The sequence below is a fragment of the Burkholderia pseudomultivorans genome (assembly GCF_001718415.1).
Taxonomy (GTDB): Bacteria; Pseudomonadota; Gammaproteobacteria; order Burkholderiales; family Burkholderiaceae; genus Burkholderia; species Burkholderia pseudomultivorans_A.
The window spans coordinates 574,254-600,068 of the sequence record NZ_CP013377.1 but is presented as its reverse complement, the minus strand read 5'-3'; the positions used below and the strand labels follow the sequence as shown (position 1 = coordinate 600,068).

At 69.3% G+C, this 25,815-nt stretch carries 22 protein-coding genes; 5 read left to right on the top strand and 17 right to left on the bottom strand.

Annotated features, from left to right (window positions below):
- Positions 1–4 precede the first annotated feature (4 nt).
- Together WS57_RS02585 and WS57_RS02580 are read left to right on the top strand one after the other, a co-directional pair.
- Positions 5–856, top strand: coding sequence for a hypothetical protein (locus WS57_RS02585; RefSeq protein WP_069243708.1), 852 nt, complete (start codon positions 5–7; stop codon positions 854–856).
- A gap of 171 nt (positions 857–1,027) precedes the next feature.
- Entirely contained in the window at positions 1,028–1,915 is an 888-nt protein-coding gene (locus WS57_RS02580) for a DMT family transporter (protein ID WP_069244327.1), read from the top strand.
- On the opposite strand, the gene WS57_RS02575 is transcribed toward WS57_RS02580, so the two are convergent.
- The 9 genes from WS57_RS02575 to WS57_RS02535 form a co-directional block, all read right to left on the bottom strand.
- On the bottom strand, positions 1,904–2,821 hold the full coding sequence (locus WS57_RS02575; RefSeq protein ID WP_069243707.1) for a LysR substrate-binding domain-containing protein: 918 nt from the start codon (positions 2,819–2,821) through the stop codon (positions 1,904–1,906). The two genes, WS57_RS02580 and WS57_RS02575, sit on opposite strands and share 12 nt — an antisense overlap.
- A gap of 190 nt (positions 2,822–3,011) precedes the next feature.
- Positions 3,012–4,208, bottom strand: coding sequence for a formaldehyde dehydrogenase, glutathione-independent (gene fdhA / locus WS57_RS02570; protein ID WP_009688903.1), 1,197 nt, complete (start codon positions 4,206–4,208; stop codon positions 3,012–3,014).
- Positions 4,209–4,511: 303 nt separating this feature from the next.
- Complete coding sequence (locus tag WS57_RS02565) at positions 4,512–5,702, bottom strand: efflux RND transporter periplasmic adaptor subunit (RefSeq protein WP_069243706.1); 1,191 nt, start codon at positions 5,700–5,702, stop codon at positions 4,512–4,514.
- The gene (locus WS57_RS02560) at positions 5,702–7,555 is read right to left on the bottom strand and encodes an efflux transporter outer membrane subunit (protein ID WP_069243705.1); all 1,854 of its coding nucleotides are present in this window, start codon (positions 7,553–7,555) and stop codon (positions 5,702–5,704) included. Before WS57_RS02560 ends, WS57_RS02565 begins: the two co-directional genes overlap by 1 nt.
- Positions 7,556–7,563: 8 nt before the next feature.
- Positions 7,564–8,505: a glycosyltransferase family 2 protein gene (locus tag WS57_RS02555; RefSeq protein WP_069243704.1), complete on the bottom strand. Its 942-nt coding sequence runs from the start codon at positions 8,503–8,505 to the stop codon at positions 7,564–7,566.
- 10 nt (positions 8,506–8,515) lie between these two features.
- Positions 8,516–10,102 carry a DHA2 family efflux MFS transporter permease subunit gene (locus tag WS57_RS02550; RefSeq protein WP_069243703.1) on the bottom strand — a complete coding sequence of 529 codons (1,587 nt, stop codon included), beginning with the start codon at positions 10,100–10,102 and terminating at the stop codon, positions 8,516–8,518.
- Positions 10,099–11,382 carry a glycosyltransferase gene (locus tag WS57_RS02545; RefSeq protein WP_069243702.1) on the bottom strand — a complete coding sequence of 428 codons (1,284 nt, stop codon included), beginning with the start codon at positions 11,380–11,382 and terminating at the stop codon, positions 10,099–10,101. Before WS57_RS02545 ends, WS57_RS02550 begins: the two co-directional genes overlap by 4 nt.
- Before the next feature lie 17 nt (positions 11,383–11,399).
- Positions 11,400–11,969: a methyltransferase family protein gene (locus WS57_RS02540; RefSeq protein ID WP_009693770.1), complete on the bottom strand. Its 570-nt coding sequence runs from the start codon at positions 11,967–11,969 to the stop codon at positions 11,400–11,402.
- A 49-nt stretch (positions 11,970–12,018) separates the two neighbouring features.
- The gene (locus WS57_RS02535; RefSeq protein WP_040131099.1) at positions 12,019–12,912 is read right to left on the bottom strand and encodes an alpha/beta fold hydrolase; all 894 of its coding nucleotides are present in this window, start codon (positions 12,910–12,912) and stop codon (positions 12,019–12,021) included.
- A gap of 722 nt (positions 12,913–13,634) precedes the next feature.
- On the opposite strand from WS57_RS02535, the gene betI reads away from it, so the two are divergent.
- The 3 genes from betI to betA are packed head-to-tail and all read left to right on the top strand — an operon-like array spanning position 13,635 to position 17,444.
- Positions 13,635–14,219 (top strand): transcriptional regulator BetI, encoded by a 585-nt coding sequence (gene betI / locus WS57_RS02530; RefSeq protein ID WP_040131098.1) that lies wholly within the window; start codon positions 13,635–13,637, stop codon positions 14,217–14,219.
- A 32-nt stretch (positions 14,220–14,251) separates the two neighbouring features.
- Positions 14,252–15,721 carry a betaine-aldehyde dehydrogenase gene (gene betB / locus WS57_RS02525; protein ID WP_009693766.1) on the top strand — a complete coding sequence of 490 codons (1,470 nt, stop codon included), beginning with the start codon at positions 14,252–14,254 and terminating at the stop codon, positions 15,719–15,721.
- A 22-nt stretch (positions 15,722–15,743) separates the two neighbouring features.
- Complete coding sequence (betA, locus tag WS57_RS02520) at positions 15,744–17,444, top strand: choline dehydrogenase (RefSeq protein ID WP_069243701.1); 1,701 nt, start codon at positions 15,744–15,746, stop codon at positions 17,442–17,444.
- A gap of 88 nt (positions 17,445–17,532) precedes the next feature.
- Here the strand turns inward: betA and WS57_RS02515 are convergent, their stop codons facing one another.
- The 8 genes from WS57_RS02515 to WS57_RS02480 form a co-directional block, all read right to left on the bottom strand.
- A complete protein-coding gene (locus WS57_RS02515) occupies positions 17,533–18,120 on the bottom strand; it encodes a dual specificity protein phosphatase family protein (RefSeq protein ID WP_069243700.1) in 588 nt (195 codons plus the stop codon).
- 6 nt (positions 18,121–18,126) lie between these two features.
- Positions 18,127–18,621: a hypothetical protein gene (locus tag WS57_RS02510; protein WP_009693763.1), complete on the bottom strand. Its 495-nt coding sequence runs from the start codon at positions 18,619–18,621 to the stop codon at positions 18,127–18,129.
- The gene (locus WS57_RS02505; protein WP_059602480.1) at positions 18,618–19,760 is read right to left on the bottom strand and encodes an MGDG synthase family glycosyltransferase; all 1,143 of its coding nucleotides are present in this window, start codon (positions 19,758–19,760) and stop codon (positions 18,618–18,620) included. The genes WS57_RS02510 and WS57_RS02505 overlap by 4 nt, the downstream gene beginning before the upstream one ends.
- 157 nt (positions 19,761–19,917) lie before the next feature.
- Positions 19,918–20,985 carry a hypothetical protein gene (locus tag WS57_RS02500; protein WP_059602477.1) on the bottom strand — a complete coding sequence of 356 codons (1,068 nt, stop codon included), beginning with the start codon at positions 20,983–20,985 and terminating at the stop codon, positions 19,918–19,920.
- Positions 20,986–21,224: 239 nt separating this feature from the next.
- Positions 21,225–21,728 carry a hypothetical protein gene (locus tag WS57_RS02495; protein ID WP_040131092.1) on the bottom strand — a complete coding sequence of 168 codons (504 nt, stop codon included), beginning with the start codon at positions 21,726–21,728 and terminating at the stop codon, positions 21,225–21,227.
- Between the two features lie 120 nt (positions 21,729–21,848).
- Positions 21,849–22,673, bottom strand: a complete 825-nt coding sequence (locus WS57_RS02490) for an OmpW/AlkL family protein (RefSeq protein WP_059479637.1) — start codon at positions 22,671–22,673, stop codon at positions 21,849–21,851.
- A 71-nt stretch (positions 22,674–22,744) separates the two neighbouring features.
- Positions 22,745–23,998 (bottom strand): DUF2957 domain-containing protein, encoded by a 1,254-nt coding sequence (locus WS57_RS02485; protein ID WP_060299502.1) that lies wholly within the window; start codon positions 23,996–23,998, stop codon positions 22,745–22,747.
- Positions 23,999–24,070: 72 nt separating this feature from the next.
- Positions 24,071–25,684, bottom strand: coding sequence for a DUF2957 domain-containing protein (locus tag WS57_RS02480; RefSeq protein ID WP_069243699.1), 1,614 nt, complete (start codon positions 25,682–25,684; stop codon positions 24,071–24,073).
- Positions 25,685–25,815 lie beyond the last annotated feature (131 nt).

Genomic DNA, 25,815 nt, shown 5'->3' with positions numbered 1-25,815 from the left:
GATCATGCATATCCTGCCCAACCGGAACATCCGCGCACGCGAGACCGTGCGCGGCATCGCGCGCACACGCGCCGACGCACGTCGCACGACCAGCTGCCGATGCCGGCAATGCGGCTTCGTCGCGTTTCGCGCGCTCGAGCACTGCCCGGCCTGCGGTCGGCCCAGCTGGCCGTTCGAACCGCTGCCCGAGCGGACCGGCGATGCGCGCACCCGATACGCGGTGCGCTCGTTCGACAGCTGGTCGGCGCGCGTTGCGCGCGCGCTGCGCAACGCGTCGTTCCGGCGCCCCAGCGCATCGACCGCGCCGCTGCTGAGCATCGCGACGGTCGTGCTGCTGGTCGGCGGCTACGTGGCGACCGACCGGATGTGCAGGGCCGATCCGACCTGCCGCCCGCCCGGCGCATCGCGCGTGACCGTCGCCGACGCACACGCGTCCGACAATCCGGCGGCGTTGCAGGGCGATCCGTCGTTGCCGGTGCTGCCGGTGCCCGTCTATCCGTTTCATTCGGTCGACGCGCCGCAACTGGCGATCGACCGGCACGGCGCAACCGGCGCCGGCGCGCAGTGGGTTCGCGCGGCACGACCGGCCGGCACGATCGCGACGGCTGCCGCGGGCGGCAACGCATCGCTGTCCGCACCGAATCGCGCGCTTGCCGCACGAGCCTGCACGCGCCATGCGGACCCTGCCTGTCCGCACGCGACGCCGCCCGCGTCGGTCCGCACGGCCGTCTGGCACAGCCCGCGCGATCCCGCGCACCGGTCGCATGCGCTGCGTCGCGTCAGCACACACGGCGGCCATGGGCGGCGACACGCATCGAATACCTTCGAGGTCGCGAAGCTCTATCGCGGTCATTGAGCGGCCGCGGCCGGCGCTCGCCGCTCGATTCATTTTTCTAAACCGGCCCGCAGAAAACCTCGTTTGCGCCGCAGCGGCCGCCTCGCGTTCAATGGGTCATCCGGTCGCGCCGACGCGCCTCGCATGTCGCGCGTCGCGCCGGCCGCCCGAGCCAACGAACGGAGTTTCTTCATGAATGCATTGCAGCTCGTGACCCTCGCGGCAATCTGGGGCGCGTCGTTCCTGTTCATGCGAATGGGCGCGCCGGCGTTCGGCGTCGTCCCGCTGATCGCACTGCGCGTCGCGATCGCCGCGCTGCTGTTGTCGCCGGTGCTGCGCGACGCCGGCGCGCGGCGCGAACTGCGTACGCACGTCGTGCCGCTGTTCGTGGTCGGCGTGACCAATTCGGCGCTGCCGTTCTGCCTGCTGACCTATGCGGCGCTGTTCGTGACGGCCGGCACCGACTCGATCCTGAACGCAACCACGCCGCTATGGGCCGCGATCGTCGCCTACCTGTGGCTGCGCGCGCCGCTGACGAAACCGCAGGCGATCGGGCTGGCACTCGGCTTCGCCGGGGTCGTCGTGCTCGCCGGCTCGGCGGTCGGCGCGGGCACGGCCGGCGCGCCGGGCGCGATCGCCGCCGCGATGATCGCGACGCTGTCGTACGGATTCGCCGCGCACTACTCGAAGCGCAGGCTCGCGAACGTACGGCCGTTCGTGTCCGCGTTCGGCAGCCAGTTGTTCGCCGCGCTCGTCCTCGCGCCGCTGGCGGCGCCGATGTGGCCCGGCAGCGCCGTTCCGGCCGCCGCATGGATCGCCGTCGTGCTGCTCGGCGCGCTCTGCACGGCCGTCGCATACCTGCTGTATTTCGGGCTGATCCGCAGCGCCGGCGCGCAGTACGCGGCGTCGGTCACGTTCCTGATCCCGATCTTCGGCGTCGTCTGGGGCGCGATCTTCCTGCACGAAACGGTCACCGTGCAGACCGTCGCCGGCTGCGCGATCATCCTGCTCGGCACCGCGCTCGCGACCGGCAAGATCAAGGGCTTCACGGCTGCCGTCGCGCGCGGCTCACGGCAATAGCGCGTGCGGCGCGTCGGCGCCGTCGTCGCCGATTTCCCGCGCGAGCCAGTCGCGAAACGCGGCGATCTTCCATTCGTGCTGGCGGGCCTCGCTGCACACGACGTAATAGGACAGCTCGGTCGGCCAGGGCCGCGCCAGCACGCGCACCAGCCGCCCGGCCGCGACCTCGTGCTGCGCATAGATGTCGCGCACCAGCGCGATGCCCTGCCCGGCCACCGCGGCGCGAATCAGCAGCGCGTCCTCGCTGAAGCTCGCGCCGCGCTGCGCGCGCGCATCGTCGATGCCCTGCGCGCGCAGCCACAGCGCCCAGTCGGCGCGGTCCGCATCCTGCAGCAGCGGGTATGACAGGCAGTCGGCCGGCTGTTCGATCGGCCGCGCCGGATCGAGCAGCTGCGGGCTGCATACGGGCCACAGCTCCGGCGTCCAGATCCGGAACGACGCATGGCCCGGATAACGGCCCAGCCCGTGCCGGATCGCGACGTCGACGTAGTCGCGGCGCAGGTCGACCAGTTGCGCGCGCGTCTCGACGGAGATTTCGATTTCGGGGTAGCGCGCATTGAACGAGCCGAGCCGCTGCACGAGCCACGTATTCGCGAACGACGCGGTGGTCGTCACCGTGAGGCGCACGACGCGCCGGTTCGCGCCGTGCACGTTCGCCCACGCGGCCTCGATCTCGCCGAAGCCGCCGGCGAGCTGGTCGAACAGCGCCCGCCCGGTTCCGGTCAGTTCGAGCTCGCGGCCGTTGCGTTCGAACAGGCGCACGGCGAGCCGGTCCTCGAGATTGCGGACATGCTGGCTGACGGCGCCGGGCGACAGGCACAGCAGCTCGGCCGCCTGCTTCATGCTGCCGCATCGCGCCACCTCGACGAAGGTGTGCAGCGCGGCGAGAGGGAGTGACTTGGCCATCCGGGGATCCGCCTGCGGTCGGCGGCGGCAGGTTCGGGAACAGGGCGTCGATTATCGCAGCAATCCCGGACGGCGGCGACGGTCGCCCGGCCGGGCATCGCGCCCGACGCATGCCAAATCGCACCGCAAAAAAAACGGGCGGCGCCGTCGCCGGCGCCGCCCGTTTCATGTTCCGCCGAGGCGCGTATCGTCAGGCCGCGAGCAGGCCGTGCGGATCGATGACGAATTTGCGCGGCGCGCCGCCGTCGAACTTCTTGTAGCCTTCCGGCGCATCGTCGAGCGAGATCACCGACACGTTGACGATCTTCGCGATCGGCAGCCGGTCGAACAGGATCGCCTGCATCAGGTTGCGGTTGTATTTCAGCACCGGCGTCTGGCCCGTGAAGAACGAATGCGACTTCGCCCAGCCGAGGCCGAAGCGGATGCTCAGGCTGCCGTGCTGCGCGGCCTTGTCCTTCGCGCCCGGATCGTCGGTCACGTACAGGCCCGGGATGCCGATCGCGCCGGCCGGCCGCGTGATTTCCATCAGCGAGTTCAGCACCGTCGCGGGCGCCTCTTCCGAGTGGCCCGACGAGCCGTGGCCATGCGCTTCGAAGCCGACGCAGTCGACCGCGCAGTCGATCTCCGGCACGCCGAGGATCTGCTCGATCTGCTCGCCGAGCGTCGCGTCCTTCGACAGGTCGACCGTCTCGAAGCCCATCGCCTTCGCGTGCGCGAGGCGTTCAGCGTTCATGTCGCCGACGATCGTCACGGCCGCGCCGAGCAGGCGCGCCGATGCGGCGGCAGCCATCCCGACCGGGCCCGCGCCCGCGATATAGACGGTCGAGCCGGGCTTCACGCCCGCGCTGACTGCGCCGTGATAACCGGTCGGCAGGATGTCGGACAGGCAGGTCAGATCGCGGATCTTCGCCATCGCCTGGTCGCGGTCGGGGAATTTCAGCAGGTTGAAGTCCGCGTACGGCACCAGCACGTACTCGGCCTGGCCGCCGATCCAGCCGCCCATGTCGACATAGCCGTACGCGCCGCCGGCGCGCGACGGGTTCACGTTCAGGCAGACGCCCGTATGCGTGTCCTTGCACATCGCGCAGCGGCCGCACGCGACGTTGAACGGCACCGACACGAGATCGCCGAGCTTCAGCGTCTCGACGTCGCGGCCGATCTCGACCACCTCGCCGGTGATCTCGTGACCGAGCACGAGACCGATCGGCGCCGTCGTGCGGCCGCGCACCATGTGCTGATCGGAGCCGCAGATGTTCGTGCTGACCACCTTGAGAATCACGCCGTGGCCGATCGCGCGGCCGCTCGGATCGACCATCTTCGGATAATCGATCTTCTGCACCTCGACCTTGCCCGGCCCAAGATAGACGACACCTCGATTGCTGCTCATCGTATTGTCTCCATGTCTCGTTGGATGGCGCCGCTGCGCGCCGGCGGATGCGGTGCGCACACAGCGTGCTGTTCGAGAGTAGTCCCGGAGACGGGGGCGCCGATGTCCAAAACGCGACACCGGTTTGAACGGCGCCGACATGAATGGCGGAAATGCGAAAGTCGGGCGGGAAAGCGGCCGGGAGCCGTGCGCGGCGACGGCGCGCCGGAGGCCGGTCGCTGCGGGCGGCCCCGCAGCCCGGCCGCCGCTGCGGGCGCCGGCCCCGGCGGCACGCAGGCCGGCGCAGGAGGTCGGCCGCGCGCGTCAGCCGCCCTGATTGTCGCGAACGATCGCCGCGACCGCCGCGTCGGCCTCGCTGGCGACACCGTCGTGCACGCGCGTGGCGACGGCCGGCGTCGGCGGCTCGCTGTCGAGCGCGTGTCCGTTGCGATCGTGCGTGTCGACCGTCACGCGCATCGACAGGCCGACGCGCAGCGGATGCGCGGCGAGCTCCTGCGGCTCGAGCGCGATCACGACCGGCACGCGCTGCACGACCTTGATCCAGTTGCCGGCCGCGTTCTGCGACGGCAGCATCGAGAACGCGCTGCCGGTGCCTGCCGAGAAGCCCTGCACGCGGCCGCGATAGACGACGCGCGAGCCGTACAGGTCCGACACCACCTGCACCGGCTGCCCGACCCGCATGTGGCGAATCTGCCCTTCCTTGAAGTTCGCCTCGACCCACAGCCGGTTCAGCTGCACGACCGACATCAGCGGCACGCCGGGCCCGACCTGCTGGCCGACCTGCACCGCGCGCTGACCGATCGTGCCGTCGACGGGCGCGACGATCGTCGTGCGCTTCAGGTTCCGGTACGCGAGCCTGAACTGCGCGGCCGCCTGCACGACGGCCGGACTTTCGTCGACCGGCAGCCTGCTGCCGAGCGCGCGCGCCGCGTCGAGCTGCGCCTGCGCGGCCGCGAGGTTCGCCTGCGCGCCCGCGACCGCCGCCCGCGCGCGGGCCAGCTCCTCGGGCGCGACGATCTCGACCGACGCGCCACTGCGCGCCGCCAGCGCGCGCTGTGCAAGCGACAGGTCGGCGCGCCGCGCATTCACGGCCTCCACGTACATCGTGTTCGAGATCCGCGCGTTCGCGACCTGCCGCACCGCCTGCACGAGCTGCGCCTTCGCCTGTGCGAACGCGACCGACGCCTCCGCGTCGTCGAGCCGCACCAGCGGCTGGCCGGCGCGGACGGTCTGCGTATCGGCGACGAGCACGTCGGTCACGGTGCCGGGCACCTGCGCGGCGACCTGCACGATGCTGCCGGCGACGTACGCGTCGTCGGTGTCCTCGTCGTAGCGGTCGAGCAGCAGCCAGAACGCGAGCCAGGCGAGCGCGGCCAGCAGCACCACGGCAAGGAACAGCGTGAAGCGCTTGCGGCGCGTCGCCCGGCGGGCATCGAGCGCCGCGTCGGACGACGCGGCCGGCGGTAGCGCGGTATGGAGATTGTCGTGGTGCATCAGTCGCTTTGCGTAACGATCAGACGATCGTGCTGGAACACGGGGATGGCCGGCAGCGCGGCCGGTGCGGGGCTGGAAGGCGTCACCGCCGCCGGACGCAGCACGGCGAACGTCGATGGCGCGGCGATCGCGCCGGGCGCATCGCCGGGCCTTGCGCGACGCCCGGCGCCGGCGGCGGCCGACGTATCGCCCGCTGTCGCGAGCGACGCCGCATCGGCATGCGGGACGACGGCGCGCGCGCCGGCCTGCGCGGACGACGAAGCGGTCCCGCCCGCCGGCGCGTCCGTCCTGCCGGCCAGCGCATTCGCCGCCGCGCCGCGTTTCGCGCGCACGCCCCGCGCCGCATGCGCCGGCGCCGCCTGCGCCGCGGCCACGGCCGGCCCCGCATCGAAGCCGCCGCCGAGCGCGCCGATCAGCGCGACGCGCAGCGTCCGCTGCCGGCCGAGCAAGCCGATCAGTTGCGCGCGCTCGTCGACCAGCGTCAGCTCCGCGACGTCGACGTCCTTCTGCATCAGCACGCCGCGCCGATGCCGGTCGCTCGCGATCTGCACGATCTTCTGCGCGGCCGCGACCGCGTCCTGCTGCTGCGCGACCAGCGTCTGCGAAGTCTGCAGCGACGTGACGAGCTGCGCGACCTGCCCGAGCGCGTCGTCGACGGTCTTGTTGTACAGGCCGATCGCGACGTCGGCCTGCGCGACGTCCGCGCCGAGCTTCGCCTTCAGCCGGCCGCGATCGAAGACCGGCAGCGAGACCGCCGGGCCGACCGAGCCGGCGAGCGCGTCGCGCGAGAACAGCGACGCGGGCGTCAGCGCGAACACGCCGCCGAGCGCGACGAGGTTCACGTCCGGATAGAACTGCGCACGCGTCGAATCGGCGTTCGCGAACGCGGCTTCGACACGCAGCCTCGCCGCGACGATGTCGGGCCGGCGGCCGAGCAGCTCGGCCGGCAGGCGCGCAGGCAGCGCGGGGCCGGCGAATGCGCCGACGCGCGGCCGCTGCAGCGCGAGCCCGCGCTCGGGGCCGCGCCCCGACAGCACGCCGAGCTGCAGTTGCGCGAGCTTGATCTGCTCGTCGCTCAGCGCGATCTGTTCCAGCAACCGGCTGCGCTTGATCGACGCGTCGCTCGCGTCGTACGCGTTGTCGAGGCCGCGCGCGGTGCGCTCGCGCAGCACGGCCGTCACGCGCTGGCCGATCGCCAGCTTCTGCTGCAGCAGGTCGCGCGACGCATACGCCTGGTCGAGCTGGCAATACACGGTGACGATCGCGACGGTCAGCGCGAGCCGCACCTGTTCGGCCTCGACGCGCGCCGCGTCGCGCAGCGACATCAGGCTCTTCGTCGCGGCGCGGTTCCGGCCCCACAGGTCGAGCTGGTAATTCAGCCCGACGAATACCGACGACGGCGACACGACCGGGTCGCCGAAGATCTCGACCGGCACGCGATAGCCGCCGACCGACACGTCGGCGACGTTGTCGCCCGGCTTCGGCATCCGCGCGCGGCTGACCGTCGCGCCGGCAGTGCCCGTCAGCCCGGTCAGCGAGTCGAACTGCTGCAGCTGCGCCTGCGCGATCCGCAGCCGCGCCTGCGCGACCTGCAGGTCCGGATTGTTCTGCGTCGCTTCGGCGACGAGTGCGTCGAGCTGCGGATCGCGCAACTGCGTGACCCAGTCGGGCGCGGGCCATGCGCCGTTCGCGCCGGGGCCGGCCGTGCGCGCGAGCGCGTCGTCGGCCGGGGCGCGCAGCGACAGCGACGGCAGGAAGCCCGCCGGCGCGCATCCGCCCAGCGCCACCAGCGCGGCCGCCGCCACGACCGTCCAGCCGCGCCCTGCCCGCCGCCGCTTCGTCCAGTTCCGCATCGCGCGCCTCACCGCTGCGCCACGCCGCGTTGCGCACGCTCGGCGAGCCGCGGCCGCGTGCTTTCGAGCGGGCCGAGCCGGCCGAACAGGCCGTCCGCGACGCCGAACAGGATGCCGGCGAGCTTCGCGCGCTTGTCGCGTTCGACGAGCGCGATCTGCACGACCTGCCAGACGGTCAGCAGGTTCGGCACGATCGCCACCGGAAAGCGCAGCCCGTACTGCATGCCGAGCTGTACCGCATTGCGCGCGCTGTAGTAGCGCCGTTGCCACGAATGATTCATCGACGTCATTTCGAAAGGGCCGATCGCATGGCGCTGCTTCGCGCCGATCCGGTGCGGCATGACCAGCGAAGGCACGACATAGAGCGGCACGTTGCGCGCGAGCGCGCGGAAGCTGTACTCGGTATCGACGTGGTCGATGAACAGCGTTTCGTCGAAGCGGCCGAGCCGGTCGAACGCAGCGCGCGACACCATGCAGCCCGACGAGATCAGGAACGCGCAGCGCTGCATCGGCGCGTCCGGCTCGATCCGCAGCCGGCGCAGCGCGATGCCGTCGGTCGACAGCTCGGGCAGGAAGCTGCGCGCGTGCTCGTCGAAGATGCGCGGGCCGGCGAGAAAGGCGCGATCGCTCATCCGTGCGCCGACCTCGCGCATCGCCGCGAAGTAGCCGGCCGGCACCGACGAATCCTGGTCGAACAGCGCAACCGCCTCGATGCGCTCGCGAAACAGCGCGGCCAGCCCGGCGTTGTACGCGCCGGCGATGCCGCCGCGATTGCCGTGATGCAGCAGCGCGATGCCTTCGCGCGCGCACAGCTCGCGCGCACGCGCGTCGGGCTGCGGCGCGTTGTCGACGACCAGCAGCGCGTCGCAGGCGTGCCGCCATGCGGCGAGCGCCGCGAGCTGTGCGTCGGTCGGGTGATACAGGACCACGAGTGCGCCAAGCGTCGTCATGGCTTTCTCCTCAATGCCCGAAGGAGGCCGCCGCGCCGCGCTTCGGCCGCGTCAGCCACATCATTGCCGCGAGCACGATGCACGTGACGCTCGCCATCCAGAACATGTCGCCCGTTGCCATCATGTACGCCTGCTGCATCACGACCTGATGCAGCGTCGCCAGCTCGCGCGTGCCCTCGACGCCCATCGCGTTCAGCGCATGCACGAAGCGCTGCGTGTTCGCCGACGCATGCGTGACTGACTGCGACACGACGTCGTAGTGATAGGTCGCGCGGTTGTCCCACAGCGTCACGCTCATCGCGGTGCCGAACGCGGCCGACAGCGTGCGCAGGAAATTCGACAGGCTCGACGCGGCTGCGAGCCGGTCGTCGGGAATGCGCGACAGCGTCGCGGCCGTCAACGGAATGAAGAAGCACGGCAGCCCGATGCCCTGGATCAGGCCCGGCGTCGCGATCTGCACGAACGTCATCTTCAGCGTGAAATGCGCGTCCCATGCGAGCACGCCCGCGAACACGAGAAAGCCGAACGTCGCCAGCACGCGCGCGTCGAAGCGGTGCGCATGCAGGCCGACGACGATCGAGAACACCAGCGCGAGCACGCCGAGCGACGCGGTCGCGAGCCCTGCATGGAACGCGTTGTAGCCCATCACGGCCTGCATCCACAGCGGAAACACGACGCCGACCACCGAGAAGCTCATCATCCCGAGCGACACGATCAGCACGCAGAACGAGAACGTGCGGTCGCGAAACAGGCTCAGGTCGACGACCGGATGCGCTTCGCCCGCCTCCCAGATCAGCAGCGACACGATCGCGAGCGCCGCGACGACCGCAAGCGCTACGATCAGCGGCGAGCCGAACCAGCCCTTGTCGTGGCCGAGGTCGAGCATCGCCTGCAGTGAGCCGACCCCGATCACGAGCAGCACGATGCCCGGCACGTCGATCGGGCCGGCCGCGCCGCGCTGCGCGTCGGGCCGCAGCATCGCGGTGCACACCGCGAACGAGAACAGCCCGATCGGCAGGTTGATCAGGAAGATCCACGGCCACGACAGGTTGTCGACGATCCAGCCGCCGACCACCGGCCCGAAGATCGGCGCGAGCAGCACCGTCATCGCCCACAGCGCGAGCGCGACCGTGCGCCTGGCCGGCGGGAAGGCGCGCAGCAGGATGGTCTGCGACAGCGGCACCATCGGCCCCGAGCACAGCCCCTGCAACGCGCGGCAGACGACCAGCACGTGCAGGTCGCGCGCGAGCCCGCACAGCAGCGACGTCAGCGTGAACAGCAGCACCGCGCCGACGAACAGCCGCAGTTCGCCGATGCGGCGCGCGAGCCAGCCCGTCAGCGGCACCGCGATCGCGGCGGCGACCGAGTACGAACTGATCACCCACGTGCCCTGGCTGTTCGCGACGCCGAGGCTGCCGGAAATGGCCGGCACCGCGACGTTCGTCACGGTCGAGTCGAGCACCTCGATGAAGGTCGCGAGCGACAGCGCGAAGGTCAGCAGCGCGAGACGGATGCCGTGCACCGGCGCCGATGCCGGCGCGAGCGCGGACGCGTCGAAGGCGGCCGGCGCATCGTGAAGCGGCGACGCGGTACTCATGCGCCCGCCGTCGCGGTATCGGCCGGCGCCGCCGCACGGCCACGCGCCGGCACGAAGCGCTCGATGAAGTCGGCGGCCGCCTCGCAGCCGTCCGGCTCGGCCGTCAGCCGTGCGCGCACGTGCGCCGCGCGCGACGCGAATGCGGGTTCGCCGAGCACGCGCACGAGCGCCGCGCCGAGCCGCGCGCCGTCGACCGGGCCATCGACGCGCACGCCGCAGCCGCTCGCCGCGACGCGCTGCGCATTGTCGAACTGGTCGTGCGCGAACGGCGTGACGACCTGCGCAATGCCGGCCTCGAACGCGAGCGCCGCGGTGCCGATGCCGCCGTGATGCACGAGCGCGCGGCAGCGCGGCAACAGCGTGCGCATCGGCACGAAGCGGCGCGCCAGCAAGCGATCGGTGCCGGCGGCGGCAGCGTCCGGCGTCAGCAGGAGGCCGCGCGCGCCGGTCGCGCGCAGCGCGTCCGACACCGCGCGCGCATACGCGGCGTGATCGACGCGCGTCGAGCCGGCCGTGAACACGACAGGCGGCTCGCCGGCCGCGAGAAACGCGTCGAGTTCGGCGTCGTCGTCGCTCGTCGCGATATCGTTGAACAGCGGAAAGCCGCTTTGCCGATGATTCGACGGCCAGTCGCGCTGCGGCGGCGCGAACCAGTCGGGAAACAGGCACAGCACGCCGTCGGTCGAATGCAGCCAGCGGCCGAGCACGCGCCGCGCGGGCGCCAACCCGAGCGCGGCGCGCACCGCATTGAGCGCAGGCCCGCATACGCGGTCCAGCACCTGCCGCTCGATCAGCGTCATCAATGCCGACTTCAGCGGCAACGGCCAGCGCGCGGGAATCGTCAGCCGCTTGTGCGTCGGCGGCGCATGCGCGGACAGCAGCGTCGACGGCGACACCTGCACCGACACGTACGGCGTGCCGTGCAGCTCCTGCATGAAGCGCGCGGAAAACGCCCACAGCGTGCCGACCAGCACCGTGTCGGCGTCGGTCAGCGCATGGAGCGCATCGTAATGCGGGCGCAGCACCGGCGCGATCACCTGCCACAGCGTGCGGAACGACGTGCGCGGATCCCACAGCGCCGGGTTCGCCATCGCGGCCTCGTACTCGGCCGCGGTGCCGACCGGCACGAACGCGAAGCCGCAGCGGCGCACCGCCGGCTCGAACGGCGGATGCGTGCAGAACGCGAGTTCGTGACCGCGCGCGGCGAGCGCGCGGGCGACGCCGAGCAGCGGATGCACGTCGCCCGCCGAGCCGATCGCGGTCACGATCACCTTCGCCACGGTGCGCGCCGCCAGATTCAGTAGACGCCGGGGATCAGCGCCGCGACTTCGCGGCGGTACTGCGTATAGGCCGGCCCGAAATAGCCGGTCAGCCAGCTCTCCTCGACGCGCACCTTGTACGCGAGCGACGCGAACACGAGCAGCACGCCGAGCGCACCGCGCCATTCGCCGCCGATCAGCGCGGCGCCGACGAGCGCGACCAGGCAGCCCGTATAGATCGGATGGCGCACCAGCGCGTACGGCCCCGAGCGCACCAGTTCGTGGTTTTCCTTCAGCGTGACGGACACGCTCCAGTTGCTGCCGAGATGCAGCCGCGCCCATACCGAGAACAGCAGCCCCGCGACCAGCACCGCGAGCCCGCACTGCGCGGACAGGCCGAACCGCTGCCAGTCGGGCGCCAGCGCCTGCAGCGTCGGATCGGGCAGGATGATCAGCGCGCCGCCGACGATCAGCGGGATCGACTGCAGCGTGCGCGAACGCGACGCCTCCTTGCGCACGGTCGATTTCACGGCCCGCGAAGTCGCGATCCAGTAGGCGAGCCATGCGGCCCAGGGAACGACGATGGCGATGGACTGAACGATATTCACGGCTGGCCTGCCTCGTAGGATTGGAATGCGGGATGCGCGGGGCGCGGCGTCACGACGACAGCGCCGGCATCGGCGCCGGCATGCACGCGCCGAGATTGATGCCGGGCGCCGCGGCCGGTGCGTCGCAGAAGAAGCCGAGCAGCGCCGCGCGCGTGCGTTCGCGCTGCGCGCGGCCTTCGATGTCGAGGAAATGGCCGGCGTCGGCGATCGTCTGGAAACGCGCGCGCGGCACGTGCGCGGCGAGCTGGCGAACGTCGGCCGGCGTCGTGTAGTCGTCGCGCTCGCCGTTCAGGAACAGCAGTTCGCAGCCGATGTTCGAGAACTCGCTCAGGTAGCGCTCGGGCTGCAGCGACAGGATCTGGTCGACGTGGAACGCGACCTGGTCCTGTTCGTCGCGCGGCAGGCGCGTCAGGTAGCGGTAGTTGTACAGCTTCATGATGCGCGGCAGGTAGCGGCCGACGGTGTCGTTCAGCAGCTGTGCGGCCTGCAGGTTCTCGCCGGCCGCGATGTGGTCGCGCGCACGCGTCACGTAGTCGACCATCGCGTCGTTCAGGAACGGCGAGAACGAGCAGATCGCCGCGCGCCGCACGCTCGGGCAGCCGCGCGCGAGCGCGAACAGCGAGGCGACGCCGCCCCACGACACCGACACCAGGAACGCCGGCGCAAAACGCTCGACCAGATACTGGAGGATCGCGGCCTCGTCGTCCTTCGTCAGGATGAAGCAGCCCGGGTTGTGCTGGCGCGACTGCCCCGCATACGGCAGGTCGAAGCAGATTGTGTTCATCCGCTCGCCGAGATACTGGACGGTCTGCCCGAACGACGCCGTCGTCGCGAGTGCGCCGTTGACGAGCATCGCCGTGTCGAACGCCGGGTCGAACACGTTCCGTTCGACGTAGACCTTCAGACCATTCGGCAGCGGGACTACGTGTTTTTCGGTCGGCATCGTCGTTCTCCGGTGGCTGCGGCGTCTCGACGTCGCGTCATGCTGCAGGTGCGCAATCGTGCGCGGCGGCTCACGCGCGCATTCCATTCGCGCGCATTGCCGATACACCGCGGCGGATGCGGGCGGCATCGATTCGTTCCTCGTAGTGCGGCGCCATACTAATACGGACAATATTACTGACTCAAGTCGCCCCAACGATCCCCTCTATTCAGGCGGGAAATACGACCGATTCAAATTCTTCACGCATTTTTTATGGTAGGCGGAAGTGCCCGAAAGGCGAATCGCAATCGTTTGCGAGTTGGCGCGCAATCACCCTGAAAATCATCAATTTCCTTGTTCATTCAATAGCTTATCCAACTTTAATTCTCCGTTTGAAACGCATTTCCAAAAATTACCGGATCTCCTCAACGGGATCGCCATTTTCATATTATGAATAATGTTTCGATCCTCCACATTCTTTCGCTTCGTAATAAAACAAAATCCGCCATTTCGCCACTTCAGACGGCGGGTTTTCCGGATCCGTTTTAAAAAAACTTCAATTTATTTAACCCCCTTTCAATCCGTTTTTCCGCACCTGCACAATTTCCGCTTGCAACGGCTCGCCCGCCTTCGCCGCCTCGCCTCAGACCTCCGACCCCGATTTTTTTGTTGATTGAACGATCAATAAAAAACCGCTAAGCTCTCGACTTCCATGGGCGGCCCGTGCGGGCGAAGGAGTCGCGATGCCGAAAGTCGGAATGCGGGAGATTCGCCGCGCGCAGTTGATCGACGCCACGCTGCGGTCGATCGACGAAGCGGGGCTGCCCGGCACGACGCTCGCGTCGGTCGCGCAGCGCGCGAACATCTCGACGGGCATCGTCAGCCACTACTTCGGCGACAAGGACGGCCTGCTCGAAGCGACGATGCGCCATGTGCTGCGCGATCTGTGGGCAGCCACCACGCGCCGTCGCACGAACGCCCGCAAGGATCCGCGGGCCCGGCTGCGCGCGATCGCCGCCGCGAACTTCGACGACACGCAGGTCAGCGCACCGGTGATGAAGACCTGGCTCGCATTCTGGTCGCAGAGCATGCACGACCCGATGCTCAAGCGCCTGCAGCACGTCAACACGCGGCGCCTCCATTCGAACCTGTGCGCCGAATTCGCGAAGGCCCTGCCGCATGCGAAAGCACGCGAAGCCGCCAGCGGCCTCGCCGCACTGATCGACGGCCTGTGGCTGCGCGGCGCGCTCGCCGGCGGCCCGATCGACACCCGGGCGGCACTGAAGCTCGCCCACGATTACATCGACCTGCTGCTCGCGTCCGCGTGACGCGGCACGCAGTCGCCCTCAAGGAGATCCTCATGTCCGTATACGGTTTGCAGCGCCTCTACATCGGCGGCGGTTACGTCGATGCCACCAGCGGCAAGACTTTCGACAGCTTCGACCCCGCCACCGGCGAACTGCTCGCGCAGGTGCAGCAGGCGAGCGCGGCCGACGTCGAGCGCGCGGTCGCGTCCGCACGCGAAGGCCAGCGCGAATGGGCGGCGCTGACCGCGATGCAGCGCTCGCGCATCCTGCGCCGCGCGGTCGAGCTGCTGCGCGAGCGCAACGACGAACTCGCGGCGCTCGAAACGCGCGACACCGGCAAGCCGATCGCCGAGACGCTCGCGGTCGACATCGTCACCGGCGCAGACGTGATCGAGTACTACGCGGGCCTCGCCACCGCGATCGAAGGCCTGCAGGTGCCGCTGCGCGCCGACTCGTTCGTCTATACGCGCCGCGAACCGCTCGGCGTGTGCGCGGGCATCGGCGCATGGAACTACCCGATCCAGATCGCCTGCTGGAAGACCGCGCCCGCGCTCGCGGCCGGCAACGCGATGGTGTTCAAGCCGAGCGAAGTGACGCCGCTGAGCGCGCTGAAGCTGGCGGAAATCTATACGGAAGCCGGCGTGCCGGCCGGTGTGTTCAACGTCGTGCAGGGCGACGGCTCGGTCGGCGCGCTGCTCACCGGCCATCCGGACATCGCGAAGGTGTCGTTCACCGGCGGCGTCGAGACCGGCAAGAAGGTGATGTCGCTCGCGGGCGCGTCGTCGCTGAAGGAAGTGACGATGGAGCTCGGCGGCAAGTCGCCGCTGATCGTGTTCGAAGATGCCGACCTCGACCGCGCGGCCGACATCGCGGTGACCGCCAACTTCTTCAGCTCGGGCCAGGTCTGCACGAACGGCACGCGCGTGTTCGTGCACCGCTCGATCAAGGACGCGTTCACGCAGAAGGTGCTCGAACGCGTGAAGCGCATCCGCGTCGGCAAGCCGACCGATGCCGACACGAACTTCGGGCCGCTCGTATCGGCTGCGCAGCTCGACAAGGTGCTCGGCTTCATCGAGAGCGGCAAGGCCGAGGGCGCGAAGCTGCTCGCGGGCGGCACGCGCCTGACCGACGGCCATTTCGGCAGCGGCCAGTACGTCGCGCCGACCGTGTTCGGCGACTGCCGCGACGACATGAAGATCGTGCGCGAAGAGATCTTCGGGCCGGTGATGAGCCTGCTCGATTTCGAATCGGAGGACGAAGTGATCGCGCGCGCCAACGACACGCACTACGGCCTCGCGGCCGGCGTCGTGACCGAGAACCTGTCGCGCGCGCACCGCACGATCCATCGCCTCGAAGCCGGCATCTGCTGGATCAACACCTGGGGCGAGTCGCCGGCCGAGATGCCGGTTGGCGGATACAAGCAATCCGGTGTCGGACGCGAGAACGGCATCACGACGCTCGAGCACTACACTCGGATCAAGTCGGTGCAGGTCGAGCTCGGCCGCTACAACCCGGTATTTTGAGTCCTAAAGGAGTTCAACCGTCATGACGACACGCGAATACGACTACATCATCTGCGGCGCCGGCTCGGCGGGCAACGTGCTCGCGACGCGCCTGACGGAAGATCCGAATGTGACGGTGCTGCTGCTCGAAGCCGGCGGCCCCGACTACCGCTTCGACTTCCGCACGCAGATGCCGGCGGCCCTCGCCTATCCGCTGCAGGGCCGCCGCTACAACTGGGCATACGAAACCGATCCCGAGCCGCACATGGACAACCGCCGGATGGAGTGCGGCCGCGGCAAGGGGCTCGGCGGCTCGTCGCTGATCAACGGCATGTGCTACATCCGCGGCAACGCGCTCGACTACGACAACTGGTCGACGCACAAGGGTCTCGAGAACTGGACGTATCTCGACTGCCTGCCGTACTTCAAGAAGGCCGAGACGCGCGACGTCGGCCCGAACGACTATCACGGCGGCAGCGGCCCCGTGTCGGTCACGACCAGCAAGCCGGGCGTGAACCCGCTGTTCGAGGCGATGGTCGAAGCGGGCGTGCAGGCCGGCTATCCGCGCACCGACGACCTGAACGGCTACCAGCAGGAAGGCTTCGGCCCGATGGACCGCACCGTCACGCCGAAGGGCCGCCGCGCCAGCACCGCACGCGGCTACCTCGACCAGGCGAAGACGCGGCCGAATCTCGAGATCGTCACGCACGCGCTCGCCGATCGCATCCTGTTCGACGGCAAGCGCGCGTCGGGCGTCACGTACCTGCGCGGCAACGAGCGCGCGAGCGCGCATGCGCGTCGCGAAGTGCTGGTGTGCAGCGGCGCGATCGCGTCGCCGCAGCTGCTGCAGCGCTCGGGCGTCGGCCCCGGCGCGTGGCTGAAGGAACTCGACATTCCGGTCGTGCTCGACCTGCCCGGCGTCGGCCAGAACCTGCAGGACCACCTGGAGATGTACATCCAGTACGAGTGCAAGGAACCGGTGTCGCTGTATCCGGCGCTCAAGTGGTGGAACCAGCCGAAGATCGGCCTCGAATGGATGCTGAACGGCACCGGCCTCGGCGCGAGCAACCACTTCGAGGCGGGCGGCTTCATCCGCACGCGCGACGACGACCTGTGGCCGAACATCCAGTATCACTTCCTGCCGGTCGCGATCAACTACAACGGCTCGAACGCGATCGAGATGCACGGCTTCCAGGCGCACGTCGGTTCGATGCGCTCGCCGAGCCGCGGTCGCGTGAAGCTGCGCTCGCGCGACCCGAACGACCATCCGAGCATCCTGTTCAACTACATGGCCGAGGCGCTCGACTGGCGCGAGTTCCGCGACGCGATCCGCGCGACGCGCGAGATCATGCGCCAGCCCGCGCTCGACCGCTATCGCGGCCGCGAGCTGAACCCGGGCGCCGAGTGCAAGACCGACAAGGAACTCGACGCGTTCGTGCGCGCCCGCGCGGAAACCGCCTTCCATCCGTCGTGCTCGTGCAAGATGGGCTACGACGACATGGCCGTGGTCGACGAGGAAGGCCGCGTGCACGGGCTCGACGGGCTGCGCGTGGTCGATGCGTCGATCATGCCGATCATCACGACCGGCAACCTCAATGCGCCGACGATCATGATCGCCGAGAAGATCGCGGACCGGATTCGCGGCCGCAAGCCGCTCGAACGCGCGAACGTGCCGTATTTCGTCGCGAACGGCGCGCCGGCGCGCAATGTCGCGAAGGCCGTGCGCCAGCCGGAAACGGTCTGACCGACGGCGAGGGCGGCCGCCCTCGCCCGCGGCGCCGCCACTGGGACGCCGTCGACCACCTCGGTCGGCGGCGTTCGTTTTTTTCAGCTCATTCGTCGACTTCGCGCCGCAGCTTCGCAACGTCGACGTTCTGCAGGTAGGACGTGATGTTGCGCCAGACCGGATGGAACCCGTATCCGCCATGCTGCAGCTCGTCGAGCGCCTGCTCGCGCGTCCAGCCCTGGTACACGACGCGATACAGCGCCGACACGAGGCCGGTGCGGTCCGCGCCGTGCTGGCAATGGATCAGCACCGGGCCGTCCTGGTCCGCGGTGCGCAATGCCTTGAGCGCGGCGACCATGTCCTGGTCGCGAATGTGCCAGGTATTGATCGGAATCCGCAGCATCGTGATCTGCGTGCCGACCAGGATGCTGTCGTCCGAGTGGAACGCGCGGAAGCTGATGACCTTGCGAATGCCGAGCTTCTCCAGCTGCGGCACGTCCGCACGCGACAGCTGCGCGCTGCGGTACAGCGATGGCGTGATCCGGTAAAGATTGTTCACGCGTGTGTCGGTCATGCCCAGCGCCCAGTCCAGCGGCCGCGCGGGAACGCCGGAAGCCGGCGTCGGTGCGGCCTCGGCCGGCACTACGATGCCGGCAAGCGCGGCGGTCATCATCGCAACGATGGCAGTCTTCATGGTGTTTCAGCCTGGAATGGATTGCCGCTCGCGGGACAGCACAAACAGGACGATCGCCGCGGCGCTCATCGTCCAGTAGTCGGTCGGCGCGACGCCTGTCCAGTGGATATGCCACGGCACGTGGGCCGGGTTGAAGCGCGCGAGGCCATACGCCGGGTTCAGCACGAACCACAGAAAATCCTCGACCAGCCAGAACACCATGATGCACGCGACGATGCGCGCCTCGATGCGCCACGACCATCGCCCGTTGAAGACCGGCGGCAGGTGGAAGAACAGCGCGACGAACGGGAACACCCACGCGTGGTAGCCGGTCATCGGGCGGCCGCCCCAGAAGATGTCGAGCAGCCAGTGATGCTCGATGCGCCAGGTCGGCAGGTTCGCGGCCCAGCCGGCGCTGCCTTCGATCTGGATCTCGACGTTCGCGAAGAAGAACGCGAGCAGCACGACCCAGGCGACGACGAACAGCGTATGGCGCGTCGGCATGAAACGCGCGACGCTCATGCCGCCGGCTCCAGGCCCAGCACGCGGTCGAGCACGAAGCGGCCGGCCAGCGGCCGCCCGAGCGGCGCCAGACGGCGGCGCATGTCGGCGAGGCGCTCGGGCGTCTGCAGCAGCGCACGGATGCGGTAGACGAGCGCATCGTCGTCGATCGCCTTCAGCGCGACACCCTGTTCGAGCAGGAAATCCGCGTTGCGCTCCTCCTGGCCGGGAATCGGCGAGTTGACGATCATCGGCAGCTGCATCGCGAGGCACTCGGAGGTCGTCAGGCCGCCCGGCTTCGTGATCACGAGGTCGGCGCAGGCCATCAGGCGCTCGACGTGGTGCGTGAAGCCCTGCGGAAAGAGCCGCGCGGGATGCCGCGCGGCGAGCGCCTGCAGCGACGCCAGCATTGCCTGGTTCTTGCCGGCCAGCGCGATCAGCTGGAAGTCGGCGTCCATCTCCAGCAGGCGCGCGGCCAGCACGTCGAGACCGCCGAGCCCGGCGCCGCCGGACATCATCAGGAAAGTCGGCTTCGCCGGATCCAGCCCGAACTCGGCCGCGCACGCGGCGCGATCGAGCGGCCGGCCGAATGCCGGCATGATCGGGATGCCGCTGACGTGCACCGTGTCGGGCGCCATCCCGCGCGCACGCATGCGCCACGCGATCTCGTCGTTGGCCGCGAAATAGCCGCGCATGTTCGGCACGACCCACATGCTGTGCAGGTCGAAGTCGGTCACCTGCACCCACACCGGCGTATCGACGCGCCCCTTGCGAATCTCGCGCGACAGCAGCTCGGCCGGCAGGAAGTGCGTGCAGATGATCGCGTCCGGGCGCTGCCGTTCGATTTCCGCGAGCAGTTGCCGGCAATTGAGCCGCTCGATCGCGCGGCGGATCTTCTGCGACGCCGCGGCGGGATCGACCTCGTCGGTCTTCTGGTACAGATAGCCCCACAGCGCGGGCTGGCTGCTGACGAGCTTGAGGTAGAGATCGGTGTACAGCTTGCGAAAGCCGGTGGAAACGAAGTCCATCACGTCGAGGTGCGTGGCCTCGATGCCGGCCGGATGATCGTCTGCGAACGCGCGGATCGCTTCGGCCGCGCGGGTATGACCGGCTCCCGCGCTGACGCTCAGCAGCAGGATTTTCTTGCGTTGCTTTGACATCTGACTGACCGTTTTCGAATTGTCTGATCCGGCGGCGCCGCCTGCGGCGGGCAAGGCACGTCCGCCATTGGAGCATACTTTGGCGCTCCGTCGTCAAGCGGGGCGCTCGCGCCCGATGGCGGGCGCACGCCGGATCGAACGGAACCGCCGATGCGAATCAGTCCGTCCCGGCGCCGCCGCGGCCGAACGGCGCGATCGCGACGGCCCGCGTGCGCAGGCGCTTCGCCCGGACGATCGGGTTCCGGCGCGACGTCAGGCTCATCGCGCCGCGCAGCCGCTCGAACGCAGCGTCCTCCTGCGACCCGAAGCGGCCGACCGCAGGCGATGCCAGCACCGCATCGAGCCATTCCCGCCACGCGTCGCCATGAAAGCGGCGCCCGAATGCGTGCACGACGCCCGGCGCCGCGATCGCGATGCCTGCCAGCAGGTAGTACGCCCAGAAGCTTCCGGCGCCGACGAGTCGTTCGAGACGGCACACGGACAGCGACGCCAGCAGGCCGTCCACCGACGCGAGATCGGCGCGACGCGTGCGGATCGCGCGCGCGACGAGGTTGTGCGCACCGCCGTAGGCCGCGATCGAGATCGCATCGCCGGCTGCCAGCGCGGCGCAGAACGTCGCGAGCGCGGCCATCTCGTCGATACGCGAGGCGTCGTCGCGCGCACCGCAAATGCGCAGCACGACCGCATCGACCAGCGCACCGGGACGCGTCGACGGCTGCGCGCCGGCCGCCGCCACGGCGATGCGTTGTTCCGCCAGATGCTTCGCCGGCGGCACGGCAGCTCGCCCGCGCTCATGGCCCGCGTCGCGTGCGGCCGTCTCGTCGCTGTTGCCGACGCCTTCCGCGATCCGCTCGAGCGCGGCCCAGCCGGTCTCGCGATCGTCGAACGACCATGCATCCACCACGCCGTGCGCCGAGTCGTACACCGCGCGCGAGCCCGGGCAGCAACGCTCGGCGTGCGCGAGCTGCTGCGCGTTCGGCACATGCGTGCACGCGTCGTCGCGCGCGCATGCGCAGCCGCTGCCGTCCGTCGCGAGCCACGGCGCCAGTTCGTGCAGCGCGGCACGCGCATCGCGAGACAGGCCGGCGCGCGAACGCACGGCGATGTCCGCGGCGCCGGCCGCATCGTCGAGACGGTCGATCAGGTATTGCAGCCACGCGGCCGTGCGCAGCCGGTCGGGCAGCGCGCCGCGGGTGTCGCCGTCCTGCTTCGGGTCGGTGATCATGGTTCTTTCCGGGAAGGTTCTCGCAGATCGGTATTGCACCGTTTCAGTCGCTTCGGCCGGTGCGCGATGACGCACCGGCCACCGCACGACCGCACGCGCCGGATCGCGGCGCGCGCGGCCGGCCGTCGCGCCGCAATGCGCGCGACGGCATCAACCGTCGGAGATCGAGGCAGCGGACAGCCGCCGCACCTTGCATCACGGCCCTCGAATGGCAGCCGTCCGGCCCCGGTCCGCGACGCTTACTGCACGTGGAACTTCGGCGAGGTCGCGACCGTGCCGCTCACCGTGCAGTCCGGCGTCAGCAGCGCGTTGTTGAACGTCAGCGACGAGTTCGGGTCGCTCCACGTCGTCACGATCTTGCTCGGCCCGCACGCGCCGAGCAGCGAAACGGTCACCTTCGCGTTGTTGATCGACAGCTGCGTCGTGCTGTCGGCCTGCCCCGTCCACGGCGTCGTACTGCTCGCGCTGCCGCTGATCAGCCCGCACGTCGGCCCGCCGGAAAACGTCGTCGACGTGATGTTGACGATGCCCGTCGCGGTGATCGTGCCGTTGAACGTCGCGTTGCAGTTGGCGTTGATCGACCCCTTGGCGAGGGTCGTCAGGCCCGATGCGGAAAACGGTTCGCCGTTCGGATTCATCGGCTGGCCGTCGGCGCGCGATACGGTGACCGCGAAAGCAGGCGCGGCCGAAACCGCGGTGAAGGCCACTGCAGCAACAAGCGAGGCGATTTTGCGTATGCTCATTCGAACTGCCCTCTCTTCACAAATGGCGGCACGCCGCCGGGAACGCGCCGCTCCGGCCGCAACCACACCGGCCAGCCGGTCGCAGGAAACCGCCGGCGCGCGCCATGCGCGCCGGTCGGCTCAGAACTTGTAGGAAATCCCGACGAACGTGATCAGCGGATCGGCCTTCAGCCGCGTGCGCGTGGTCGCGAGCGTCGAGCCGTCGGCGGCGCGGATCACGAGCGACGAGTAGGTCTTCAGCGGCATGTAGGTCAGCGTCGCCGTCAGGCCCCAGTGCTTGTCGATCGCATAGCTCGCGCCGACGTTGTAGACCGGCGTGAACGACGACGATGCCTTGCCCTCGACCGACGTCGGCCCCGGCTTGCCGGCGCCCGCCGCGAGCACGCTGCCGAGGTTCTCGTTGATGTCCTTCGCGAAGTTGCCGTTCAGCTCGATGTTGCTGAACCAGCTGTAGGCCACGCCGATCCCGACGAACGGCCGGAACCTCGCGGTCGGCGAATTGAAGTAGTACTGCAGGATCACGGTCGGGCTCCACTGCCGCGCGTTCTTCACGGCCGGCTGGTTCGCCGACTTGTCCATGTCGACGTTGCCGAGCGCGCCGGCCGGGCCCGGCGGGCGGATCACGCCGTGCCCGGTCAGCGTGAACTCGGGCGGCACGCCGAGCACCGACGTGACCGCGATATGGTCGGTGAAGAAGTGCGTGAGCGTGAGGCCGACCGTATCGGCGTTGTTGACCGTCAGGCTCGTGCCCGGCGACGTAAACGAACCCGGCAGCCGCAGCGGCCCGTTGATCGGCATGTTCGCGAGATTCGTCGTCAGGCCGTTGGTCGAATCCTGCGGCATGATGTGCAGCCATCCGAGCGTCGCGACGTTGTCGCCCGCCTGCTGCGCCGATGCGAGCGTCGATGCAGCTGCGACGACACCCGCGACTATCAGCTTCTTCATGAGATCTCCCCCTCGTTCTGTCCGGGCGCCGCGCACCCGCGCGCGGCGCCGCCGTGTCTCCATCCATGCGCTCACTGCACGAACGCGCCGACCGTGAAGTACGGATTGCTCGTATCGTTCATGTCGAGGAAGCCGAACACGCCGCCGGTGAACACGAACTTGCCGGTCGCCGGCCCCGACGCCGCGTCCGCATGCACGGTCGTCACGACGCCCGGCACCTTCTGCGTGTAGTCGAGGTTCAGCGCGCGCGTGAGCGCGGCCTGCGACGCGTTGAACGGATCGAGCAGCGTCGCCTGCGCGCCGACCAACGCGGTCGCGCGGTAGTCGAACGCGCTGTCGACACCCGTGTACTCGCCGTTCTGCGAACCGGGCGCGACGGCCGTCTGCGGGCTCAGGAACGAGATGCCCGATTCGTCGTCCGCGCTCGGCGCGCCCTGCGTGAGATCGGCGTTCGCCGCGCCGGTGCGGATGAAGATCGGCACGAGCTGGCTGCGCAGCCGGCCGACGATCAGGATCCCCTTGCCGGCCTTTGCCGGATCGAGCGCGGCGAGCGTCGGCGCAACCTGCGGCTGGTAGTTCAGCGACTGGAACGCCGGCGCATCGCCGCGCAGCGTGAACGGCTGGTTCACGGTCGCGCTCGACGCGAGCGGCTGCCCGCCGTTCTTCTTGCCGAAGTTGTCGGTCTCGACATAGCTGCCGTCCGCGTGGATCGTCACCTGCTGGTCGAGCGCGACCGGCTGGAAGTTCTGCGACGGCACCTGGTGATAGCCGAGCTGGTTGTAGGTGCCGGCGATCTTCGTCAGGTCGGTTTCCAGCGACGAGAAGCTGATGAACGGGTAGTACGGGAACGTCGTCTTCGGAATCCGGCCGACGCCGATCACGCCGTCGAACTGGATCGTCGCGCCGGGGATCGCGCCGCCCAGCACGCCCTCGCCGAGGAACAGCCGCGCGGGCCGGCTCGGATCGAGGCTCGCGTTCTGCATCCGGAACGTGCACTGGTTCAGCTTGACGGTCGGCAGGCCGGTCTCGTCGACCAGCGTGCCGTCGACCACGTTGGCCGGCGCCGCATCGCGCGTCGGCTGCACGGTGCCGGTCGTGACCGGCACCGGCGACGCGAGGTAGGTCATCCGGTAGGTCATCTTCGTCGTGTCGAGCTGCACCTTCACGAGTTCGCCCGAGCCCGAGCCGCCGATGAACACGGTGTTGTAGTCGATCGTCTGCGGGCACAGCCGCACCACCGGCGCGGGCGGCGGATCGCCGTCGCCGCCGCAGGCGGCCAGCACGGGCGCGAGCGTCGCGGCCACCATCCAATGCTTCACATTCATAGGGAATCCTCTCGAATATCGATTCGCCGGCGGCGACGCCTGCGCCGCCGGTGTTCCGTGTCCGCTACGCCGTTACTGCACGAACGCGCCGACCGTGAAGAACGGGTTGACCTTGCTGTTGTTGACGACCATCGCGTAGACGTTGCCGGCCGTCACGATCCAGCCCGTATCGCCCTTGCTGAAGATCGCCACGTCGCCGTTCGCGCCCTTCGCGTTGAAGTCCTGCGTGGCCGTGACCTTGACCTTGCCGGGCGTGGCCTGCGTGTAGTCGAGCGCGAATTGCGACGTGACCGACGACGTCTGCGGATCGATGAAGGCCGCGGTATTGCCCTGGAACAGCGTCGACGTGTAGTTCGCGGCGAGCGTCGAAACCGCGGTGCCGTCGTTGCAGGTGCCCGCTTCCGGCATGAAGCTGCCGTTGACGAAGCGTCCGGGCAGGTCCGGGTGCGGCACGTTCGGATTGAAGCTCGGCCCCGCGATGGCAAAGGAGTTCACCTCGCCGCCGGATACCACGACGCCGCATGCGGATGCGCTGGTCGCGCCGATGTAGCCGCCCTTCAGCGAATTCGCGGCGATCGCGGTGGTCGGCGACAGCATCGAGATTCCGACCTCGGCATCGCCGACCGACGCGAGCGGATTGGCGGCATCGACGTACGTATAGCCGACCCGAATCACGACCGGCACCAGCACGCCGTTCAGCTTGCCGACGATCATGATGCCCTTCGCCTGGCTCGGCGAAAGAATCATCAGGTTCGCCGCCTGGCCCGCCATCGGATACACGGGCAGCCCGAACGCGTTCGGCACCGGATGGCTCACGAACACGTTGTCGGCCGAGCCGTCCGCGTTCTTGCGCAGCGTCCACGGCGTGCCGGTCGTCTGGCACGAGTAGTCGCTGCCCGGCGTGATCGTGCACGAACCGTCCGCGTTGAAGGTCTGGTTCCAGTTGACGACATCCGGCTCCCAGCCGACCAGTCCGGCCGCACTCTGCGCAGCGCCGCCGAGCGGCGACAGATGAATCCCGACCTCGTTGTAATTGCCTGCGACCTTCGCGAAGTCGGTTTCCGTTTTGACGAAGCCGATGAACGGATAGAAGTCGAACGTGCGCGACGGCACCGTGCCGAGGAAGACGCCGGGCACGACTTCGAGCCCCGCGAACGCGATCGTCGCGCCCGGAATCCCGCCGCCGACCACGCCGTTGCCGACGAACAGCATCGGCGGATCGGCGCGGTTGATCGTCACCGAGTACGCGCCGTCGCTCGTCGCGCCGCTGTCCAGCACGAAGGCGCAGCGATTCTGCTCGGCCGTCGGCAGATTGGTCGGATGATGGAACGTGCCGCTGATCGTCAGGCCCGCGCGCGTGTTGTTGACCTGCCCCGCCGAGGTCGGCACCGACGATTCGAGGAACTGCAGCTGGTAGGTGAGCTTCGTCGTGTCGAACTTCACCTTCACGTATTCGCCGCTGCCGGCCCCGCCCGTGTAGGTCGTCGTGTAGTCGAGCGCGTCGGGGCACAGCTTGTTGACCACGGGCGGCGTCGTGATCGGGCCGCTCGGCCCGCATGCGCTGCCCGAGCACTGCGGCACGTTGATCGGCCCCGGATCGTCGCCGCCGCCGCAGCCGGCGACGAACGGCATCGCCAGCACCGCGCACGACAGGATCATCTTCCGCCATTCAGGAATGCAAATCATCAACCCCTCCTTTTCGGATACGACAGGCCTCGTCCGGGCAGGCTGCATGGCCCGCCGGTTGGTATCGCGCCGCCGCCCGCGCGCGGCGCATGACGTGTGCGCGCCGCGGCCGGCACCGGTCATGCCGCATG

Excerpts from the sequence above, each read along its gene's own strand:
- WS57_RS02500 (WP_059602477.1), bottom strand. The coding sequence starts at position 20,985 with ATGATCACCGACCCGAAGCAGGACGGCGACACCCGCGGCGCGCTGCCC.
- WS57_RS02565 (WP_069243706.1), bottom strand. The coding sequence starts at position 5,702 with ATGCACCACGACAATCTCCATACCGCGCTACCGCCGGCCGCGTCGTCC.
- WS57_RS02485 (WP_060299502.1), bottom strand. The coding sequence starts at position 23,998 with ATGAATGTGAAGCATTGGATGGTGGCCGCGACGCTCGCGCCCGTGCTG.
- WS57_RS02515 (WP_069243700.1), bottom strand. The coding sequence starts at position 18,120 with ATGAAGACTGCCATCGTTGCGATGATGACCGCCGCGCTTGCCGGCATC.
- WS57_RS02495 (WP_040131092.1), bottom strand. The coding sequence starts at position 21,728 with ATGAGCATACGCAAAATCGCCTCGCTTGTTGCTGCAGTGGCCTTCACC.
- betA (WP_069243701.1), top strand. The coding sequence starts at position 15,744 with ATGACGACACGCGAATACGACTACATCATCTGCGGCGCCGGCTCGGCG.
- WS57_RS02505 (WP_059602480.1), bottom strand. The coding sequence starts at position 19,760 with ATGTCAAAGCAACGCAAGAAAATCCTGCTGCTGAGCGTCAGCGCGGGA.
- WS57_RS02480 (WP_069243699.1), bottom strand. The coding sequence starts at position 25,684 with ATGATTTGCATTCCTGAATGGCGGAAGATGATCCTGTCGTGCGCGGTG.
- WS57_RS02555 (WP_069243704.1), bottom strand. The coding sequence starts at position 8,505 with ATGACGACGCTTGGCGCACTCGTGGTCCTGTATCACCCGACCGACGCA.
- betB (WP_009693766.1), top strand. The coding sequence starts at position 14,252 with ATGTCCGTATACGGTTTGCAGCGCCTCTACATCGGCGGCGGTTACGTC.
- WS57_RS02575 (WP_069243707.1), bottom strand. The coding sequence starts at position 2,821 with ATGGCCAAGTCACTCCCTCTCGCCGCGCTGCACACCTTCGTCGAGGTG.
- WS57_RS02550 (WP_069243703.1), bottom strand. The coding sequence starts at position 10,102 with ATGAGTACCGCGTCGCCGCTTCACGATGCGCCGGCCGCCTTCGACGCG.
- fdhA (WP_009688903.1), bottom strand. The coding sequence starts at position 4,208 with ATGAGCAGCAATCGAGGTGTCGTCTATCTTGGGCCGGGCAAGGTCGAG.
- WS57_RS02560 (WP_069243705.1), bottom strand. The coding sequence starts at position 7,555 with ATGCGGAACTGGACGAAGCGGCGGCGGGCAGGGCGCGGCTGGACGGTC.
- WS57_RS02580 (WP_069244327.1), top strand. The coding sequence starts at position 1,028 with ATGAATGCATTGCAGCTCGTGACCCTCGCGGCAATCTGGGGCGCGTCG.
- WS57_RS02585 (WP_069243708.1), top strand. The coding sequence starts at position 5 with ATGCATATCCTGCCCAACCGGAACATCCGCGCACGCGAGACCGTGCGC.
- WS57_RS02490 (WP_059479637.1), bottom strand. The coding sequence starts at position 22,673 with ATGAAGAAGCTGATAGTCGCGGGTGTCGTCGCAGCTGCATCGACGCTC.
- WS57_RS02535 (WP_040131099.1), bottom strand. The coding sequence starts at position 12,912 with ATGCCGACCGAAAAACACGTAGTCCCGCTGCCGAATGGTCTGAAGGTC.
- betI (WP_040131098.1), top strand. The coding sequence starts at position 13,635 with ATGCCGAAAGTCGGAATGCGGGAGATTCGCCGCGCGCAGTTGATCGAC.
- WS57_RS02510 (WP_009693763.1), bottom strand. The coding sequence starts at position 18,621 with ATGAGCGTCGCGCGTTTCATGCCGACGCGCCATACGCTGTTCGTCGTC.